15 protein-coding genes are annotated in these 20,619 nt (G+C 66.5%); 10 read left to right on the forward strand and 5 right to left on the reverse strand.

The features are described 5' to 3' along the window. Positions 1-75 precede the first annotated feature (75 nt). Positions 76-7,362, forward strand: a complete 7,287-nt coding sequence (locus tag ACFORO_RS21575) for an RHS repeat-associated core domain-containing protein (RefSeq protein WP_377876454.1) — start codon at positions 76-78, stop codon at positions 7,360-7,362. Beyond that, complete coding sequence (locus tag ACFORO_RS21580; RefSeq protein WP_377876456.1) at positions 7,352-7,630, forward strand: hypothetical protein; 279 nt, start codon at positions 7,352-7,354, stop codon at positions 7,628-7,630. Before ACFORO_RS21575 ends, ACFORO_RS21580 begins: the two co-directional genes overlap by 11 nt. Before the next feature lie 281 nt (positions 7,631-7,911). Here the strand turns inward: ACFORO_RS21580 and ACFORO_RS21585 are convergent, their stop codons facing one another. Beyond that, on the reverse strand, positions 7,912-8,343 hold the full coding sequence (locus ACFORO_RS21585) for a hypothetical protein (RefSeq protein WP_377876474.1): 432 nt from the start codon (positions 8,341-8,343) through the stop codon (positions 7,912-7,914). Between ACFORO_RS21585 and ACFORO_RS21590 the strand changes: the two genes are divergently transcribed. Then, entirely contained in the window at positions 8,294-9,259 is a 966-nt protein-coding gene (locus tag ACFORO_RS21590; RefSeq protein ID WP_377876473.1) for a Dyp-type peroxidase, read from the forward strand. The genes ACFORO_RS21585 and ACFORO_RS21590 overlap by 50 nt on opposite strands. A 222-nt stretch (positions 9,260-9,481) precedes the next feature. Here the strand turns inward: ACFORO_RS21590 and ACFORO_RS21595 are convergent, their stop codons facing one another. Next, positions 9,482-9,607 (reverse strand): hypothetical protein, encoded by a 126-nt coding sequence (locus ACFORO_RS21595; protein WP_377876458.1) that lies wholly within the window; start codon positions 9,605-9,607, stop codon positions 9,482-9,484. A 375-nt stretch (positions 9,608-9,982) separates the two neighbouring features. Here ACFORO_RS21595 and ACFORO_RS21600 point away from each other — a divergent pair, with 375 nt between their 5' ends. Further along, positions 9,983-10,633, forward strand: a complete 651-nt coding sequence (locus tag ACFORO_RS21600; protein WP_377876459.1) for a hypothetical protein — start codon at positions 9,983-9,985, stop codon at positions 10,631-10,633. Between the two features lie 387 nt (positions 10,634-11,020). On the opposite strand, the gene ACFORO_RS21605 is transcribed toward ACFORO_RS21600, so the two are convergent. The 3 genes from ACFORO_RS21605 to ACFORO_RS21615 all read right to left on the reverse strand — a co-directional run bounded on the left by ACFORO_RS21605 (position 11,021) and on the right by ACFORO_RS21615 (position 15,971). Continuing rightward, complete coding sequence (locus tag ACFORO_RS21605; protein WP_377876461.1) at positions 11,021-11,767, reverse strand: SDR family NAD(P)-dependent oxidoreductase; 747 nt, start codon at positions 11,765-11,767, stop codon at positions 11,021-11,023. Between the two features lie 111 nt (positions 11,768-11,878). Then, positions 11,879-14,416, reverse strand: coding sequence for a CoA transferase (locus tag ACFORO_RS21610; protein WP_377876463.1), 2,538 nt, complete (start codon positions 14,414-14,416; stop codon positions 11,879-11,881). Positions 14,417-14,714: 298 nt separating this feature from the next. Further along, a complete protein-coding gene (locus tag ACFORO_RS21615; protein WP_377896619.1) occupies positions 14,715-15,971 on the reverse strand; it encodes an MFS transporter in 1,257 nt (418 codons plus the stop codon). 360 nt (positions 15,972-16,331) lie between these two features. Here ACFORO_RS21615 and ACFORO_RS21620 point away from each other — a divergent pair, with 360 nt between their 5' ends. From ACFORO_RS21620 to ACFORO_RS21645, 6 genes are all read left to right on the forward strand, one after another. Next, positions 16,332-17,063, forward strand: coding sequence for a GntR family transcriptional regulator (locus tag ACFORO_RS21620; protein ID WP_377876467.1), 732 nt, complete (start codon positions 16,332-16,334; stop codon positions 17,061-17,063). Then, positions 17,064-17,912 carry an urea carboxylase-associated family protein gene (locus ACFORO_RS21625; protein WP_377876468.1) on the forward strand — a complete coding sequence of 283 codons (849 nt, stop codon included), beginning with the start codon at positions 17,064-17,066 and terminating at the stop codon, positions 17,910-17,912. A 177-nt stretch (positions 17,913-18,089) separates the two neighbouring features. After that, the gene (locus ACFORO_RS21630; RefSeq protein WP_377876469.1) at positions 18,090-18,338 is read left to right on the forward strand and encodes a hypothetical protein; all 249 of its coding nucleotides are present in this window, start codon (positions 18,090-18,092) and stop codon (positions 18,336-18,338) included. Then, positions 18,338-18,751: an acyl-CoA thioesterase gene (locus ACFORO_RS21635; protein ID WP_377876470.1), complete on the forward strand. Its 414-nt coding sequence runs from the start codon at positions 18,338-18,340 to the stop codon at positions 18,749-18,751. The genes ACFORO_RS21630 and ACFORO_RS21635 overlap by 1 nt, the downstream gene beginning before the upstream one ends. Before the next feature lie 33 nt (positions 18,752-18,784). Beyond that, positions 18,785-19,081 carry a hypothetical protein gene (locus tag ACFORO_RS21640; RefSeq protein WP_377876471.1) on the forward strand — a complete coding sequence of 99 codons (297 nt, stop codon included), beginning with the start codon at positions 18,785-18,787 and terminating at the stop codon, positions 19,079-19,081. A gap of 113 nt (positions 19,082-19,194) precedes the next feature. Then, a complete protein-coding gene (locus ACFORO_RS21645) occupies positions 19,195-20,088 on the forward strand; it encodes a BKACE family enzyme (RefSeq protein WP_377876472.1) in 894 nt (297 codons plus the stop codon). Positions 20,089-20,619: the final 531 nt, after the last annotated feature.

Consider the following 20,619-nt stretch of genomic DNA (forward strand, 5'->3'; position numbering starts at 1 on the left):
GCGGCTTTTCACGGTTCTGTCACGCGTTTTCGTTCCATTCAGAGCTGTTCACTCGGTGTTTCCTTTGGGGGGATCGTGCCTGCCTTGCGGCGTGCGTTCATGCTGGGGTTGTCCGCGCTTCTGGTCCTGTCCGGTTCTCAGGTTCCGGCCAGCGGCGCGGCCGCGCCGGCGCCTCGGGCCGCGGCGGCTCTTCCGTCGAATCCGGTGGATTACTCCTACGATGCCGCGGGCCAGCTGAAGGGCGTGGCCCAGACGGGCGCGGACGGCGCCGCCGGGCGCTACAACTACGACGCGTCCGGGAATCTGACCTCGATCGACCGGTACGCCTCGTCGACGGTGTCGATCACGAGCCTGGTGCCCGCTCACGCTCCGGTCGGCGCGACCGTGACGGTGTCCGGGACCGGGTTCACCGCCTCCGCTGCCGGGAACACGGTCTCTTTCAACGGAAAAGCGGCCGCGGTGACCGCGGCGAGCGCTACGTCGCTGGTCGTCACCGTCCCCGCCGGAGCGACAAGCGGGGCGGTGACGGTCGCGACGCCGTCCGGCTCGGCCGGCAGTCAGCAGGCGTTCACGGTGGACGCCGCGGCCGCGGCTCCGGTCGTCACCGGGTTCAGCCCCGCGGTGCTGACGGGCGGTTCGACGCTGACGATCTCCGGTTCCGGGTTCGACCCGGCCGTCGCGAACGACGTGGTGTCCGTCGGCTCGGTGCGCGCCAAGGCGAAGACCGCGACCGCGACGTCGCTGACGGTCGAACTGCCCGACTACGCGGCGCCCGGCCCGGTGACGGTGGAGACCCCCGGCGGGGCGGGCACGAGCACGGACGACGTCATCGTGGCCCCGAGCGGATTCGCTGCGGCCGCTGTCGCGACGACGCCGCGGCTGGCCGTCGACGGCGCGGCGACCGTCGTGACGATCCCGGCCGCGGGCAAGATCGCACTGCTGCGGTTCGCCGGGAAGAAGGACCAGCGGCTCACCCTCGGGCTGACCGGATCGACGTTCTCGACTGATTTCGGCGTCGGCGCCTTCACTCCCTACGGCGGCAAGTTCGCCCGCGCTCCCTACGACCAGTTCTGGGCTTTTTCCCAGCTGCACGGCGGATACGAGCTCCCGCCGCTGCCCAGCACAGGCATCTACCAGATCGCGCTGACTCCGCCGGCGAACGGATCCGGCTCGGTCACAGCCACGCTCTCCAGCCGGGTCGGCGGCGCGCTGAGCACGACCGGCGCGGGCACGCCGGTGACGTTGGCCAAGCCCGGCCAGCAAGCGGAACTGTCCTTCCCCGCAACCGCCGGCCAGCACCTGGACCTCGGCTTCAGCGGTTCCACGTTCGCGGCCGGCACGCTGGCCACGGCGTCGATCCGCGAGCCGCACGGGGTGGCTCTGCAATGGTCGCCCGGGTCCACCCGGGGACAGATCAGGCTGGACGGCAACGGCAATTTCGACTTCACCGCAGCCGAAACCGGCACCTACTCGGTCGTGTTCGGCTCCTCCGACCAGAGCACGGGATCGATCACTGTCACCGCCTCGGTCGCGCTGGAAGCCGGCGCGATCACCGCGGGCGCGGACAAGACCGTGCAGATCGACCGGCCCGGCCAGGACGCCCGCCTGACCTACGCCGGGACCGCAGGCACCGCGCTGAGCCTGGACCTCACCGGCTACGGCTTCGCCTATCTGCCTTTCCTCACGGTCACCGCGCCCGACGGTTCGGTCCTGACGTCGGGCATCGTCGCGGACTACCACTGGGAAGTCCCGGCATTGCCGACGACCGGCACCTACACGATCACCGTCGACCCGTACTCCAGCGCGGGCGCGTTCAGCCTGCGGCTCACGACGATCCAGCCCGCAGGAGCGCTCAGCGCGACCGGTGACGCCACGACGATCAGCCTCCCCCAGCCGGGACGCACCGCGGTGTCGTCGTTCCCGGCGACCGCGGGACAGACGGTGTCGGTGGCGTTCTCCGGATGGACCTTCCCGGCCGCGGCGTCGTTGTGGGTGCAGGTGATCGGCCCGGACGGCAAGGTCGCGGTGCGAGCGACCGACATCGGTTCGCTCAGCTCGTTCTTCTTCACCCCGACGGCGACCGGCGCGTACCGGCTGCAGTTTTCCCTGAACGACGCGACCAGCACCGGCGCGGTCACGGTCACGCTGTCGAACGAGCAGGCCGGCGGTGCACTCGCCGTGGGCGCCACCAAACAGGTCAGCGCCGGGCGCGCGGGGCAGGGCACCCGCTTCACCGTCGCGGGCACCGCCGGACAGCACCTGAGCCTGGACTTCGCCGCCCCGACCTTCGCCCACACCTTCCGCGTCCAGGTGGTCAAGCCGGACAACACCGTCCTGCGCGACGGGAACCTGACCGAAACCCAGGTCGACCTGGATCCGTTGCCCGCCACCGGGACCTACCAGATCGTCGTGTACCCGTACGCCGAAACCGGCGCCACGCAGCTGATGCTCGAACAGCGCGTCGACGCCGGCGCGATCACGGCGGGCGGAGCCGCCAAGACACTCGCCATGGCCCAGCGGGCCCAGCTCGGCGAAACCGGTTTCACGGCGGTCGGCGGCCAGCGCCTCGACCTCGGCCTCACCGGCTCGACGTTCCCGGCCGGCACGGTGCTGCGGGTGCGGGTGCTCGGCCCGACCGGGGCCGCGATCATCGACGACCGGGTCGATCCCGGCGGCGAGATCATCATCGTCCCGGCGACCGCCGGAAACCACCGGATCATCGTCACCCCGGACGGTTTCGCCACCGGTTCGGTCACCGCGACCCTGTCCGAGCCGATCGACGCGGGCACGCTGCAGCTCAATACGGCCAAAACCCTGTCCTTCCCCCGGGCAGGCCAGGAAAACCGGCTGCACTACGCCGGCACCGCCGGACAGCGCCTGTCGCTCAACACGACCGGCGGCACGGTGCCCTACTACCCGTACTACCAAGTGTCCAAACCGGACGGTACGGTTCTCGCCAGCGGCCAGGGCGGCGCGTCGATCAGCCTGCCCGCGCTGCCGGTGAGCGGAAGCTACGAGATCATCCTCGGCCCGTACTCCAACACCGGCACCGCCACAGTCGTGCTCGTGCCAGCCGCCGCGTCCGCGCGCTCCTCGGCGCAGCCCCGCGCCCCCGCACCGCCGGCGGTCGCCCCTTCGCCCGGCCCCGGCGCGGCTCTGCAGCTGTCCAACGCCGACGCGATGCCCCCGCGCGCCCCGGGCGTGCCCTCCGGCTTCCAGCAACCCGCCCCGGCCGCGCAGGCCGGCGCGCAGACGTGGACCCCGGACAAAGCCAACCTCGCCGGCAAGGACTGGACGACCCACCGCGCCGCCGTGGCCGCGGAGCAGCCCGCGGCGCTGAGCGCGAGCCCCGGCACGACGGCGTTGTCGGGGCGGGTGCGGACGCTGGACGGGCGAGGCCTGCCCGACGTCACCGTCTCGATCGACGGCACGCGCGCCACCACGGATGCCGCCGGACGGTTCCTGCTCGCCGGGATCGGCGCCGGGCACCGCGTGCTGCGCGTCGACGGCGCCACCGCCAGCGGGCCCAAGGCGTCGTTCGGGTTGTACGACGTCGGCGTCGACGCGGCCGCCGGCCGCACTACCGTGTTGCCGTACCCGATCTGGCTGACCGCGCTCGACACCGCCCACACCGTCGAATTCGCCTCGCCGACTCCGAGCGAAGTGGTCGTCACCAACCCCGCCATCCCCGGGCTGGAAGTGCACCTGCCCGCCGGGGCCGTGGTCCGCGACGTCGCGGGCAAACCGGTGACCCGGCTCGGCATCACCGCGATCCCGATCGACCGCCCGCCGTTCCCGCTGCCGAACTCCCACGTCCCGGTGTACTTCACCGTCCAGCCCGGCAGCGCCCACGTGTTCCCCACCGGCGCCCGCGTGGTCTACCCGAACTATGCCAACGCAGCGCCCGGCACGGTGATGGACTTCTGGCACTACGACCCGGCCGGCCGCGGCTGGTTCGTCTACGGCCACGGCAAGGTCACCGCCGACCGCAAGCAGGTCGTGCCCGACGCCGGCACCGAGGTCTACCAGTTCACCGGTGCCATGCTCATCGAGCCCGGCACCGCGCCGCCGCCCCCGGTCGCCTCCAAGCCCGGCGGCGTCGTCAGCGCCGCGGACCCGGTCGACCTGGCCACCGGGCTGCTGACCGGCAGCCACACCGACCTCGCCGTCAACGACACCCTGCCGCTCGCGATCAACCGCACCTACCAGCAGGGCGACACCGCACAGCGCACCTTCGGCGTGGGCGGCGACTTCGACTACAACATGTACCTCTACTCCGACCAGCAGTGGATCGACGGACAGCTGATCCTGCCCGACGGCGGCCGGGTGCGATACCACCGGATCACCCCCGGCGGCACCGGATCGACCGACTTCCTCGACGCCGTCTTCGCCGCCGACCCCACCCCGACGAAGTTCGCCGGATCCGTGCTGGCCTGGAACGGCAACGGCTTCGACGTCCGGCTCCGCGACGGCACCACCTACGTCTTCGGCGAAGAAGCCCCGCTGCAAGCCATCCGCGACAAGTTCGGCAACACCATCACCGTCCACCGCGCCGGCGCGGCCGCCGACCCCGATGGCATCGTCCGCGCCAAGGGACGCATCACCCAAGTCACCTCGCCGAGCGGGAAATGGTTCGGCCTGTCCTACGACAGCGACCACGAACTCGCGCTCGTCAGCGACAACACCGGCCGCGCCGTCACCTACGACTACGACACCTCCGGCCACCTGACCCAATTCGCCGACGCGGGCAACAACGTCACCACCTACACCTACGACCCCCAAGGACGCCTCGCCACCAGCAAGGACGCCCGCGGCACCGTCTACTCCGCCAACACCTACGACGCCAACGGGCGCGTCACCAAACAGACGAACGCCGACGGCACGTTCTTCACGATCGACTACACCACCGGCGCGGCAGGCAACGTCACCGAAACCCGCCTGACCGACCCGCGCGGCACCGTCCGCCGCCTGACCTTCAACGCCGCGGGCTTCACCACCAGCGACACCGCCGCGTTCGGCACCCCGCTCGCCCAGACCACCACCATCACCCGCGACCCCGCCAGCAACGCCGTCACCAGCACCACCGACGCACTGAACCGCCGCACCGACTTCGGCCGCGACCCCTACGGCAACCTCACCTCGCTCACCCAGCTCGCGGGCACCTCCAGCGCCCGCACCGCGACCTTCACCAGCGACGGGCCCTTCGACCAGATCAGCCGCAGCACCGACTGGCAGAACAACGCCACCGTCTACGGCTACCTGCCCAACGGCGCGCTGCACACCGTCACCGACCCGACCGCGCGCACGACCACGATCGACAGCCTCGAAAACGGCCAAGTCAGCAAGGTCGCCGACAACCTCGGCCACGCCACCGTCTACGGCTACACCCTCGGCGAGCCGACCAGCTCGACCGACCAGCTCGGCCGCACCACCCGACAAACCCTGGACGCGACGGGCCGGGTCACCGGCAGCCGGGACCCCACCGGCTCGGCAACGACGATCGCCTACGACGCGCTCGACCGGATCGCGTCGGTCACCGACCCGCTGGGCCGCACAACCGCCTACGGCTACGACCCCAACGGCAACCTCCACACCGTCACCGACCCGCGACAGCACACCACCACCTACGACTACGACCCGCTCGACCGGGTCACCTCCCACACCGACCCGCTCAACCGCAAGACCACCTACGGCTACGACCCGGGTGGCAACCTCGCCACCACCACCGACGCCCGCGGCACCACCACCGCGATCGACCACGACGCCCTCGACCGCACCTCCGCCGTCCGCTACGGGGTCACCCAGGCCGGAGCGGAAAGCCAGACCGTCTACGGGTACGACGCCGGCAACCGTCTCACCTCGGCCGCCGACTCGATCGCCGGCACCACCGCCTTCAGCCCGAACGACCTCGACCAGCTCGCCCAGACCACCACCCCGCAAGGCCAGATCAGCTACACCTATGACCCTGCCGGGCGCCGCAAGACCATGACCGCGGCCGGCCAGCCGCAAATCAGCTACGGCTACGACAACGCCGGACGGCCCACCAGCATCGCCCAGGGCAGCACACAAACGGCCATCAGCTACGACGGCGCCGGCCGGCGCAGCACCGTGACCCTGCCGGACGGCATCGTCGAAACCTACGGCTACGACAACGCCGACCAACTCGCCTCCATCGGCTACACCCGCGGCACGACCACACTGGGCGACCTCGCCTACACCTACGACAACGCCGGACGCCCGATCCACGTCGGCGGCAGCTACGCCCGCGCCGCCATCCCCGCCGCCTACGGCCCCGCCTCCTACGACGGCGCCAACCAGCTCACCGACCTCGCCGAAACCGCCCGCACCTACGACAACGCCGGAAACCTCACCGCCGACGGCGCCACCAGCTACACCTGGAACGCCCGCGGCCAGCTGACCGCCTCCGCCACAGCCGGGCAGACCACCGCCTACGCCTACGACGGCCTCGGCCGCCGCATCGGCAAAACCGCCGCCGGAGCAACCAAAAACTACCTCTACGACGGCCTCGACCCCGCCGCCGAACTGTCCGGCGCCACCGTCACCGCCACCACCCTCACCGGCGGCCTGGACCAGGTCTACGCCCGCACCACCGGCAGCAACACCCAATCCCTGCTCACCGACCGTCTCGGCAGCACCCTCGCCGTCGCCGACACCAACGGCGCCGTCACCGGCGAATACACCTACCAGCCTTTCGGCGCCACCACCCTCACCGGCACCGACAACGCCAACCCCACCCGCTTCGCCGGCCGCGACGACGACGGCACCGGCCTCTACCACAACCGCGCCCGCTACTACTCGCCGGGCGACCAGCGCTTCATCAGCCAAGACCCCCTCGGCTTCGCCGGCGGCGACAGCAACCTCTACGCCTACGTCACCAACCAGCCCACCAACCTCACCGACCCGCTCGGCGCCAAACCGCAGGCCCTGTTCCGGGGAACCACGCGCGGATATCCCGGCAGCGAAGGGACGCAACGCGTCGGAGTCACTCCAACGTCCACCGATCCCGGCGTGGCCGCCACGTTCGCCACGCACTCTCAGCAATTCGGTGAAGCGGTGGTCCAGATCGCGTTGCCCGGCGACCTTGCGGGAGTGGCTACTTACGAGGGGTACATAGCGTCCGAGTTCGAAGTGGGCGTGGACCTGGCACCGAACGAGTTCGCCCGGCGGATCAGCGCGGAGATACCGGCAGCCGACGCCAGGGGGCTCCTGCGCGACCTGGGGATCGCCGTCCCGGCGAGTGTTTCCATCAGCGAGATCTCGCCTACCTTGGAGGCCATGCCGAAGCTTTCGGCGGCACAGATCCAGCAGTTCGTCGAAGGAGCGCTGAAACTTGGCCGATAAAGTCTCCGTCTACGTGCAGGAGGTGGAATCCGTTGCCGCGGAACATGCGGTCTGCGTGGTGCGCGCACTTGAAGGCACAACCTCGATCGGGCAGGTTTTCAACGCCTTCGTCGACAGTACGGGCGATCGCGCCTCAGTCTCGATTCGAGTGGACAAGATATGGAGATACGGTCGAGAAACCGACATCCTCGATCCTGCCCATACCGCGCGCCTCGAGGTCAGCGGGTCCGGTCTCGACAGGCTGCGATCTTCCGGCGTTTTGATCTGAGCGATCGGCCGATGAGCCGCCCCTGCCGGCAAGAGGGCGGGACGGCCCGTGAGGACGGCAGTCAGGGAACCCGATCGGCCCAGGGGCTGCCGCGCAGCGAAGTCCCGCCACGACCGCCGGCCTTGCGCGCGACAGCCGGAACCGAACGAGCACGAAGCGAGGCTCCGAGGCAGGAAACGACAGCCCCACGCCGGACTGTCCTCGAGCCGGCGTGCCCCGCAGCATTACTCCGCCGCAAGCGGGCTGAGGACTTGGGGACGCCACCGTGCCATGCGCGGAGATCAGTTCGGCATTGTTTTCAACGAATCGGATCGAGAAGAGATTTCGTGCACGTCAAAATCGAGCGATACGGATTGCGGAAAAGGTTGGCAGTGCGGGAACCGGCCGGATCGCGAGACGATGCCGCTGCTCGCGCGTCTTTGCGGCAGAGAGCGCAAGGGCCGGTGGCCTGGTCGTCGTGGACAGAGCGGAGCGGCTGTGGCCGATAGCGACTGCTTGCCGGTCCGGAGCGCGGAGCTGCCGCGCAGGGCGCTTTTCGGCTCGATACTGGCGGCGTCGATGGCTGCTTCGTGTTCGGCCGCCCCGGCATCGGGGAACGACGTGCCGGAGTTGGCGGAGCGCTCACAGACCGGAGTGGTGACCCCGCCGCCGAAGTCGGTCGTGATGTCGTCGCTCGACTTCGCGGCGACCGACCGTGCGAGCGTGGAAGCCACCTTTCGAAGCCTTGACGAGGCGATCGCAGGCAGCGAAGTCACCGTGGCCGTCGGTGCGTCGCTGTTCGACGGCAGGTTCGGATTTCAGGCGCTGCGGCCACGCCGGCTGGGAACGATGCCTGCTTTCCCGAACGATGTGCTGGACGCTCGTCAGTGTCACGGCGACATCCTGGTGCAAGTCTGCGCTGCGGAATCGGGGGAAGCCGAACGCGTCAGCCAGCGGCTGGCGGGAGCGACCAGCCGCTGGCTGCGGCCGAGATGGAGCATTGGCGGATTCCGCGACGAGAACTCGGCGACCAAAGACGGCAGACCGTCCACAAGGGACCTGTTCGGATTCCGCGAGGGCGCGGGAAACCCCGACGTCAACGATCCGAAGCTGATGGACCAGCTCGTCTGGGTCCAGCCGGGCAGCGACGAACCAGCGTGGACCGCGGGCGGCACCTACCAAGTCGTCCGGCTGATCCGCTTCGCGCCGTCGTTGTGGGACGCGGAATCCGTCGCGCGCCAAGAGACAGTCATCGGACGGACGAAAAGAGACGGCTCCCCGCTGGGACGCCTCGGCGAGACGACACCATTCGACTACTCCAGCGACCCGACCGGGCAGACCATCGCGCTCGACGCCCACATCCGCCGCGCCAACCCCCGACGACCGGAAACGGACCAGAACCGGATCCTCCGCCGCGGCTACTCATACCGACGCAACGCAGAGAACCCGCGCGACGAAGGACTGATCTTCATCTGCTTCCAGCAGGACCTCGAACGCGGATTCGCCACGGTCCAACGCCGGCTGAATGGACAGGCCCTCGACAAATACATCCTGCCCTTCGGGGGCGGCTACTACTTCGTGCTGCCCGGTCCCACCCATCGCCCCGGCGACTACGCAGGCAAAGCACTCATCGACGCCGCCCGCGCCTGAACACCACATGCCGGGAAAAACACGCCTGCCCGACGAACCGCGGACAACCGCGCTCGACCGGCCGAACGCTTCGTTGAATGCTCGTCACGGGCCATGCGACCGACGAAGATCGACCGTCCCGGGACTACGTCGGTCCACGGTGCACTCTGGTGGCTCGGCGTCCGCGCGAACCGGTGCCGACGCACGGGTCCCGAACCGGGAGTTTCCTGACACGACGAGAGTTCAGCGATCGGCGTGCGGTTGCCTGGCAAGGCGGCGGACTGCACCGCGAGCCTGAGCAAGCTGGAAGGCGTCGTCGAGCAGCCCGGCTTCCGCAGCAACGAATTCCGCATCCTTCAGTCCGTCCACGACTGTCTCCAGATCGACACTGGGCCAAGTGCAGCCCGCCGACGCGCGCAGCGGTCGCAAACGAAAAGTCGGCTGAGCCCCGGTCGGCACCGGGACAACAGCACGCAGACCGAACAGCGCGGCGAGACACCGGCCTGCACCAGAACTCCGCCGCCGAAACCGGTTATTTCGGAGAGCAAGGCGAGCAGGTTCGCGGCGAACGAGGCGGCTAGCAGGCAAGGCAGCAGATCGACCGTCACGAAACCCAGCCTGCCAAGCGGGGCATGGCGAGAGGGGGCTCCAGAGGCGGGGAACTCGACCTCCGTGCAGCCAGTTGCGCATCCCCGCACTGCTCGCGCGGGTCGCGGATTGCCAGTCCGGAGGGGCCGGGTCTTCGTGTCGGCGGAACGGCTGGCCCTTGGTTGTCCGGTCGACGAGGGAGCGAAGCCGAGCGCGGCAATGTACGCGGGCCGGACGATGATGCTCGACGGGGCGATCGTTTCCTACCGATCTGCCGGAGCGGCAAGAGCACAAGGTTCATCGGCTGCTGAAGCAGTCCCTGAACGCTTAGCGCCGGACGGCCAGGATGTAGATATGACTTCCACTGCCGTTGGTGCGGTCGTTCCCCTGGTCTCGGTCTTTCTCGGTGCGATGGTGACGTACTGGGTGAACGTGCGCACGAAACGGCGGTCTTCGGCCGAGGAGCTGGTGAATGCTGCGATTGCTGCCGTGGCTGTCGCGGAGGCCAACCAGACACGGTCCACCCGGGTGAATCTGCCGGACGGGTTCGAGCAGTCCGACAGGGAAGAACTCGCCCGGCGACTGGCCCTAGGCGCAATCGAGAGCCACAACCTGCGCGCCCACGAGGCACGTGAAGCGCTGGCGAAGGTGACGACCCTGGACAGTCGCATCCGCGAGTACTATCTCGACCCGGATGCAGTTTTTCAGCGACCAGCAGAGATCATCCAGGCGTTGACCGAAATTCGCCAGCGCAGCACAGGCGGGCTGAAGCCTCGGAAGGACGTGCGGTGGCGCATCGGCGGTTGAGTCGGCGATCAACTGCACATTCCAACGGTAAACGCCCGGGGTGGCAGGATCGCGCGATGATCCCGCGCACAACTGGCAAGCACGAAGAAACTTGTCCGCGCTTGAGCGCTTCGATCATTTCCGCGCGAGCCGCCTGCTCCCGGACTGCGTCAAGTGATTCGACAAGCTCCAAGCCACCTTCTGCGGGCATACCGCCGATATAGATCGTGATCACTAGCTCGCAGCGCCACAAAGTTCTCCCCGCGCGAGCGGGAGTGGTCCGTCCAACGGCGGTCGCGGCGTTCCAACCTCCGTTACGTGCGCCGACCGGTGAGCGTTCCTGTCGAAGCGCGCCTTCTGCTTCAGGTCAGCAACGCCGCGCCGCAGCAGAGGCAGGTCGGCGCACCGTCACGCCAGCGCACCCAGATCCACCGGCACGCAAACCCCATTGATAGCTGACGCCGCGGGCGAAGCCAGAAACGATATGGTTGCCGCCACTTCTGTCGTCTCGACAAAGCGTTTCACGGGTTGCTCCTCGAGGAACGCCGCAAGAACCTCGTCCCGAGAGGCCTCTCGCAGCCGCATTTGATCGGCGAGTTGCTTCTCCACCAACGGGGTCATCATCCACCCCGGAGCCACGGCATTCGCAGTCAAACCAAGTTGACCACCCTCGACGGCCGCGGTCTTGATGAGCCCGAGCAAGCCGTGCTTGGCAGCGTTGTATGCCGCTTTGTTGGCCTCAGCGCGGAAGCTCAACGTGGAGGCCGTGGCGACAATGCGACCGCCCGGCGTACCGGTGAGCGCCGGCCACGCGGCCTTGATGGCGTAGAATGGGCCATTGAGGCACACGTCAAGAACCCGCTGCCACTGGACGTCATCGAATGATTCAATAGGCGACGCGTGCTGCACCCCGGCGTTCAGGACCAAAATGTCGAGCTGTCCGTGCATCTCCAGGGTGCGGGCGACCATCGCCGCACACCCTTCCTTGCTCGCTATGTCGAATTGCTCGCAATCCCCGCCTACGACATCCACGCCCACGACGTCGACGCCGGATTCGCGTAACTCGGCCGTAGTGGCCCGACCCAGCGCCCCGGCCGCACCGGTGACGATAGCAACTCGTTTCTCCAGCTTCTTTACCATGGTCTTCCCTTTCACCCGCCCGCGCCTGCTCCCGAGCAAGCACATGATCCCGCTGACCACAACTGCACACGGCCTCGACGACTCTCGTCCGCAGACCGAACGCACAGTCCGAACTTGCTGCTCAATTCACTCCGGCAAATAATTCTCAGACCAACTATCACCCGCTTCCCCCTTGGCGAGCATTGCGTTGACGCGCTCCTCTGCGTATCCAATACCGCGCAATACCTCACGGGTTTGCGCACCATATTTCGGTGCGTCTCCCGGGATGAAGACACGACCCCGTTCGGGCCGTACCGCATTCGGCGCGACAAGATCGATCCACCGGCCCATCGGATGGCGGTCGTGACGGACAACGCGGAACGTAGCCTGGGCGAGGTCGATCTCACCTTCGCTCTCGGCCACCAGCGCGGCGGCGCGCGTGGCGCGCAGCGAGCCGATGCGGATAACTGCCGAAGAGGTGCCCGCTAAGGACTTTTCCCAGTAGGCGACGTCGCGTGTCGCGAAGCGCGCCGCCAACGCGGCGCCCAGGTTCTCCTCGGTTTCCTGCGCGAGGTCCGCCAAATCAGGGACTGCCCTGAGTGCGACTCGCCGCTCTTCCGGCGCGGCAAAAAACATCCAGTCGTCCAGGGCCTGATAGCAGTGATAAAAGGGCCCCTGCCCGCGCGTTTCACGCCCGGCTGGCTCAGAAAATGGAGCGCGGCCCGGATAGTCAAACATGAACGGTGCCTGGATCAGGTTTCCCGCGGCGGCCAGCGAAGTACGCGCGACGCCGCCCTGCCCGGTTCTCCTTCGGCGTTCCAACGCCGCCCCTAAAGCAACACAGGCGCTCAGACCCGCGATCACGTCGATCGTGCCCATATGAGCATGCTCCTCCGGGGTCGCCAGGCCTCCGCCGAACCGAACCATGACGCCCGTCGCCGCCTGGGCCAAGTCGTCGTACCCGAGATGATCGGATTTGGGGCCACGCCGTGGACCGCCGAACGCATCGACTTGAACGAGGATGACTGTCGGGTTCAGCGTGCGGAGACGTTCGATCGAAAGACCGAGTTCCTCACGCTGCGAGTCTGTGCAGTTCATCGTGACCGCGTCAGCCCCGACAATCAGTTTTTCGAGCGCTTCGCGTCCCGCGTGAGTCTTGAGATTCAGCAGAGCGCTCCTCTTGCCGCGATGAGCGTGCACGCCAAGCGTCACCGCACCCCATGGGTCGAGCGACGGCTCCACCGGCTGCACTGACACGACGTCCGCGCCGAAACGCGCCACCGTCGATCCGATGGTCGGACCGGCGACGACATTCGTCAGATCGACCACCCGCAACCCCTCGAGCCATCCCGAGGATTCCGCGCCGCCGCGGAGCGTGCGCGGTGCCTCCGCGAGGATCGCGGGGAGCCTTGACGACGCATCGTCGAGGGTGGGCCCAGGGCGCTTTTTTTCCGCCGCGGAATCATCGGCCAGCCAAGCGACGTTTCCCATTTGCCGCATATCGCCGCGGCGTGGATCGGAGACTCTCAAGACGAGGCCGGAGGCCAGCGCGTGGGGGTCCGAAAGCCATTCCCTGGTAGATCGTTGCAGGGTTCCGGGCACCTTCGCCGCCCCGAAGATTTCCTCCCATTCGCGAGCTGGACGCCCGAGGAAGGCAGCCTTCATCACCCCGGCAAGACGTTCTCGGTCACGCTCCCCCACCGGAGAGTTTCGCATGCTCCACTCGGCCGGCCAATCTTTTTGGTCGAGGTAGGCGTCGAAGTCGGGAAGGCTCCGCGCGAGCTCCTCGAGCCCCAGCGCCCGAAGCGCTCGCTGGGGATGCCCCGAGACACCGGCTGCGCCGACGAAGAACCCGCGTCCGTCCGCACACTCGTATGTCCGGTAGAATGGATCTAAATATCTCTCTAATTCCGAAAATGGGAGATCACAAGGGAGTCTTTCCGCTTCACGCCGGTCAAGTTCTATCTCGCGCGCGGAACTGTAGCGTTTTGGATAGTCTTCAATCTGCTCGCAGTTGTAGACAAGACCTTCGAGCAGCGCCGACGCCAGCGGAACCTCGATGTGATCCCCGCCGTTTCGATCCCGGGCGCCGAGCGCGAACAGCGTCGCCATTGCCCCGAAGGTCGCACCATACGCGGAAGCCAGCGGAAGCGGTGTGAAGCTGGGGTTGATTCCCATGAGGCGGCGGTTCAGGCCCATGTCACTGAACTGCCCGGTCCGTGCAGCGATCACCGCTTCCCATGCCGCGACAGGCGCCAGACCGGGATCAGTCGAAGCAAAACCAGGCAGCGACAGACTGATGATCCCGGGATTCGCCGCGCGCAGTTCGTCCGGCCCCAATCCGAGCCGTTTCATGACACCAGGACGGAAATTCTCGATCGTGATATCAGCACGACGCACCAGCTCAAGGGCCGTCGCCAAGCCATCCGAGGACTTGAGGTCGAGGGTCAAAGACGACTTGCCGCGCGACAGCATATCGGTAGCAGGTGAATGCAACCTGGGACCGCCAGGGGGGTCGATGCGGATGACCTCCGCACCCAAGTCCGCCAGCATCATGCCGACGAGAGGTCCGGCAAAATACTGCCCGAAATCGAGAACGCGAATGTGTGACAGGGGCCGAGGCAACGGAATTTCCCCTGAGCGGCCGGCGCCCGACGGTCGCGATCCGACGTGACCTTCAGTCATAGACTAAGCCCTTTCGAAGGTGAGCGACAGCCAGTCGCTCGGATCCAGTTCGACCCTGTCGCGCCGTACGGGAATACTTTTACTGAACGAACCGTCGCGAACCATCGGACTCAGAATCAGAGACTGCGCCCTGGCCTTTGGCCAGCGATACCCGCGAGACGCCAGGCGAGTCCTGCTATGGCCCGACTGCTGGCAATGACCAGTCCGCCGACGATGCTCCCTCGACGCGTCAAGCCAGCCACGCCGCGATAGCCGTGGGGCCCGGTCCAGGATGATCTCGTTTCGCAGGGAGGGCAAGTCATCGCACCTTTTTCCCGGGGGCCGTTTCGGGCGAGAGCAGCAGTGCGATCAGGCAGGCCGCAGCCAACACCATCACGATGAATGCCGGAGAGGCGGCGACGCCCGTTCGGCCGATGAGCCAGCTGGAAAGAAGAGGAGTGGTGCCCGCGAATATCGCTACTCCGAAGTTGAAGAGGCTCGCAAAACCGGTAAAACGCACGTTAACCGGGAATGATTCGACGAAGAAGGTGGCGAAGGTGGAGTCACTGAAGGCGAACATGCTGGTCATCAGGATCTGGACGACCAGCGCGACGGCAAACCCGCCATGGTCGAGCACCAGGAACGAGGGGAAACTGAACACCAAGAACAGCAGGGTATTAGCGATCAGGACCGGCTTGCGCCCAATACGATCGGACAGCCGGGCGAGAAAGTAGAGGGTGGGCAGGTAAACAAGCAAGGCAATGGTGACGATCAGATTGGACTGAAAGGCGCTCAGTTGAACTTCTTCCTGAAGATAACTGGCCATGTAGGCCAGCACGAGATAGTAAGCTCCGGCATTGATTCCCATGACGAACAACAGTCGTAAAAAGGTTTTCCAGTGTGCCGAGAAGCCTGCGAGCAAAGGAGGCGCGCTTTGGGCTGCACCGTTCCGCACTTCCACAAAGGCCGGCGTTTCGTCGATCTTTCGGCGAATGTACCAGCCCACGAGCGTCAGCGGTGCGCTGAGCAGGAACGGAACGCGCCAGCCCCACGACTGCATCGCTGCGGTGTCCAGCACGGCCTGCAAGACGGTGACCGAAATCGACGCAAGCATAAAACCCGCGGAGTTTCCGATGGCGATGAAGCTGACGTACCGAGCGCGCCGCCCGGGCGGCGCGTGTTCTCCCACGAGAACCGCCGCGCCCGCGTATTCGCCTGAGGCGCAGAAACCTTGGCAGAGCCTAGTCACGAGCAGCAAGATCGGCGCCCAGAAGCCGACCACCGAGTACACGGGAAGCAGGCCGATGACAGTAGTGGTCAGGCCAGTGCCGATGATCGTAATACTCAGAGTGCGCGCACGGCCGATGCGGTCGCCCACATATCCCCAGAACAGCCCGCCCAACGGACGAATGAGAAATGACAGGGCGAAAAGGCCCCAACTCTGGATCACCGCCAAGGCGGGATCACCGCCGGCGAAGAACACCACCGCGATCGTCCCGGCGACGTAGGCGTACGAGCCGTAGTCGAACCATTCGATGATCGTGCCGGCGCACGCACCCGCGATTGTGCGCCGCATCTGAGGCGTGGCCCCTCGCCGAGTTCGGCCATCGACTGCCGTATCGCTCATCAGAACTGCCTTCCTTGGCGTGTCGGGACTCGCGGAGGTCGCTCGTGCGCGATGAGGCTCCGGCCGGCGGGCACCGCGCACGGCGGGCCTTCTCATACGCTGGCCGCGCTCCGTGCGACTCTCCCGCGTTCCGGCGCGGCGTGCCTTGATCAGCAACGACCTGCTGCGCTCACGAGACACTAGATCGTGGAACAATATTAGTCAACAACGCGGATGATGGCAGACGAAACCCCTGGTAGAATCCATGTTTTGCCCTGACTGACAGCCAAAGCCGTTGCATTGTGGAACGATCTGAGCTAACTTTGGCTCGTGACAGAGGACAGTGAGATCTTCGATCAGGCTGCTTCGGCACCCGCCGACGAGCGGATCGCCAGGGCACTGCGCGACCGGATACTCGAGGGACACCTGCCGCCCGGCACTCAGTTGCGCGACAGCCGGTTGTCCGCGGAGTTCGCGGTTGCCCGCCACACCCTGCGGGGCGCACTGCGACGACTGGAGCACGAGGGACTGATTGTGTACCCGATGCACAAGAGCGCGGCGGTCAAAACGCTGACCGCCGACGACGTGCATGAGATCTACCGTGTCCGGCGGGCATTGGAACTTGGTGCCATCGAGAACAGTTCGGCAGCGCCCGCAGAGGCGTTCGAAGCTCTCGAAGCGACTGTTTACGCCGCCGAGAGCGCGGTGTCGCAAGAAGCCTGGAACCACGTGGGCACGGCGAGCCTGCGTTTTCATCAGGCGATAGTGGGCATGTTCGGCAGCGTCAGCATCGACCAGTTCTTCAGTGGCGTCCTCGCTCAACTGCGGTTGGCGTTCGCCGTCATGAAGGACGAGGCACAGTGGCAGACGCCATGGGTTCCGCGCGATCGAGAAATCTGCGGCCTGATCCGGAGCGGCCACCGTGCCGGGGCGGCCGCGCTGACTCGGCAGTATCTCGACGATTCCGAGCGCGGAGTGGTCGATGTGGTCCGGGCAAACGAAATGAACCAGCGGCGACCAGTACGACGACGCCGGGCCAACGCACCCGCGGGAGGACAGTAAATGGGCACCGTGGAAGCGGCGTACCGACCGACCGCCGGAAGTGCGCTTGAGGTGGATCGCGCCTTTTACCGACGGCTGGCGGCGACTCACGATCAGCACAAGCTGGTCGACTCGTTCGAGATACCGATCCGGTCGGGCCGGGCCTGGAAAGTGCCGCAGGGACACATCTGCCGCCTGGTGACCATTGACGGACCACAGGTCGCCGACTTGAACGTGTGGAACGCGCATGACCCGCGTGAGCGCATGTGGGCAGCGCGTACCCGGCAACTGCAGCGTGCGCATGTGAGCACCTTCGATCGGCTGTGGTCGACCTTGCCGTTCCTCCGCCCGCTCGTTACCGTCACGCACGACACCCTTTCCGGCTACGGAGTCGACGGTGACGGCGGACGGGTGCACGACCTGCTCGGCACGCGGTGCGACCCCTATGTCAACCGAATGCTCACCGGTGAGAATTTCGACTTCCACTGCCATTCGAACCTGGTCCGAGCGGTGCTGCCCTACGGTCTCACCGAGTTCGACGTCCACGACGTCCTGAACGTCTTTCAATGCACCGGCCTCACCGATGAAGACCGATACTTCATGAAAGCGTGCCCTGCGCGGCCCGGGGACTTCTTCGAATTCTTCGCGGAACTCGATCTGCTCTGTGCGCTGTCCACCTGCCCAGGCGGCGACCTGTCGGTGCCGATGTGGGGACCGGACGCGCGTGATCCCTTGGATGTCTGCCACCCGATCGGCGTCGAGGTCTACCAACCCAGTCATGACCTGCTCCGCGGATGGCAGCAGCCCGTACGGGCTGCCTACGACACAATGCACGGCCTGCGGGTGCCGCAATGGCAGCACACCCGCTGACCGGCGCGCTCGGCAAGATCACGCGGCCCACGAAAAGGACCAGGTCACTCGATGCCTCGATGCACGTCCGGGCTGCTGCCCGCCAGGTGCCGATCCGCGAACAGCCGTGCGCCGACGTACATACGGAGACGGCCGGACGATCGAACCGAACACGGCGCCCGGCGCGCACTTCGGCAGGTGGCCGAAGCCGGACTGCTCGACGTCGTCACCCGCGCCGCCGTCGACTTCGGACTTCAGATCGACGCCCCGAACATCGTGCGGCACGTCTGCGCTCCCGCTTCGATGGCGCTTGGCGACGACGGCAACAACGACCAGGTCATTCGCGTCGCCAGGTGGAGGCGGGCCAGCGGCGCGACAGACCACAGCGGTGCACTCGATCAATCGGCGAAGGCACCAAAGCGCACTACCCTCGGAGTCGTGACCTGATGCCGGAACCGTTCGTCCGCAATATTCCGACACGATGGACCGACTTCGATGCCAACCGCCACGCCAATAATGCCGTCTACCTGACCTACCTCGAGCACCTTCGCGATAGTTTCTTCATCCAGGCTGGCATTCGCAGGGACTCGACAGTGCTCGCATCAGCCAACCTCACATTCATCACCGCCATACCGCTAGACGTAACGGAAGTAAGAGGATCCCTGGCCTGCGTTCGCGTGGGGAGATCCAGCATAACGACCACTGAAATTCTCGCCGCCGACGGCGCACCGGCCATGGAAGCGACATCGGTATCTGTCTATGTCGACGAACATGGCCGACCGGCTCCTGTGCCCGACCATGTCCGCCGTCAACTCGACGCGTACCGCATACCCGTCTCGACCGGAGAGGAGCACCTGTGAAAAACAGCGCGGGTCGCCATAAGATGATCTGCGATGCCCGGGCCGCGCTCCGGCAATCAGGCCACAACGGCAGTGCGGACAATCCGTCGATTGCCGACACAAATGGCGCGGCACCAGCGCGCCTTCCTGCATAAGTCTCTTGAAGAAGAAACCTATGGGATCGCCGACGAAGACTTCAGCCTCGAGCAGAACCTGGTTGCGGACCTCGATGGCGGAGTAACCGCTTCGCCGCGCGCCCGGGAACAGACGACAGTCGCGCATCGCTTCGACCCCGCCCGCGCATCATTACGCTGGCCGAATTCGTCGCAATTCTCCCACTGGCAATTCTGAGCACAATGGGATCGACGAAAGAATAAGCTGAAATACTCTGACGACCGAACCGCGCTTATCCGCGAAATCCTCGGTTGGACTACCCGGCAAGACTCACGACGGAAAGGTTGACGATGAGTCGAGAAGTCATGATCACCTGCGCTTTGACCGGCAGCGGCGACGGGCACAAGAAGAACCCCAGCGTCCCCGTCACTCCGAAGCAGATCGCCGAGGACGCGCTGCGCGCCGCCAAAGCCGGAGCCGCGGCAGTCCATGCGCACGTCCGCGAACCGGACACCGGCGAGCCGTCCCGGCGTCGCGAACTCTACCGTGAAGTCCTCGAACGGATTCGAGAGGTCGATGACTCCCTGATCGTCAACCTGACTGGCGGCATGGGAGGGGAGATGCTGTTCGGACCGCCGGACAGTCCCCTGGAGTTCCCCGCCGAGATGGACTTCGTCAGCCCGACGGAACGCATCGAGCATATCCTCGAGCTCCGCCCGGACATCGGCAGCTTCGACTGCGGATCGGTCAACTTCGGCGACGCGGTCTACGCGACGACTCCGTCATGGCTCGAACAAATGGCCCGGCAACTGCGAGAAGCCGGCGTGGCGCCGGAGGTCGAAGTATTCGACCTGGGTCACATCGAACTCGCCAAGAGCCTGATCGCCAAGGGGTTGCTGCCGTCGCCAACGATCTTCCAACTGTGCCTCGGGGTCCGTTACGGCGCCCCCGCGACGCCTGAAGGCCTGCTGGCGATGCGAAGCATTCTTCCAGCAGACTCCGTCTGGTTCGCGTTCGGCGTGGGTGCACGGCAGCTGCACATCGCCGGCCTCGCCGTGCTCCTTGGCGGACACGTGCGAGTCGGACTCGAAGACAACCTCTATCTCGCCCGTGGAGTGCTCGCGACCAACGAACAGCTCGTAGAACGAGCCGTCAAGATCATCGAATCCCTCGGCGACAGGGTCATGGACGTGACAACGGCGCGCCGCATGCTCGGCCTGGCTGCCGTCCAGCCCGGGACATAAGCTCGCACCCGCGCTGGACTGCGCCGCACAAGCCAGTCGGGACGCGGCCGCCGCGCCCCGACTGGCTTCCACAACAAGCCGGTCTGACCGGCAAAGAGAACTAGATCTCAAGCGGCAGAAGGGCTTCCTGAACAGAGCAAGGTACCGTCGCCTCGCTCGCCGGCCGAGCGCGCACCTGAGTACGCGCGGGGCATGGATTACTTCAAGGTCGAGGCGACCGGCCCGACACAGCGTAAACCACAGGTCACGAAAGGTCTTCGCCGCGCGAGCGGGGGTGGTCCGGCAAAGTCCAGTCTGACGAAATCTTCCTGTGGGGTTCCAAAAGTCAGTGACCGACCCTGACCAGTAGCTCTACGCCGCCCGTTCGTACTCGTTGATCAGGCCTCCGAGAAGCCGCTCTCGCTTGATCCGCTGAGAGTCGAGGTTCGCCACCGGACAGGTCGGCCGCGGTGGGGGGGGGGAAGCTCGCGGGACCGATGCGGCCGTCGACCGTTGCAGCGCCGGACGTACTCGGCGAGCGCGGCGCGCAGA

Origin of the sequence: Amycolatopsis halotolerans (assembly GCF_042647905.1) — a bacterium.
Classification (GTDB): domain Bacteria; phylum Actinomycetota; class Actinomycetes; order Mycobacteriales; family Pseudonocardiaceae; genus Amycolatopsis; species Amycolatopsis halotolerans.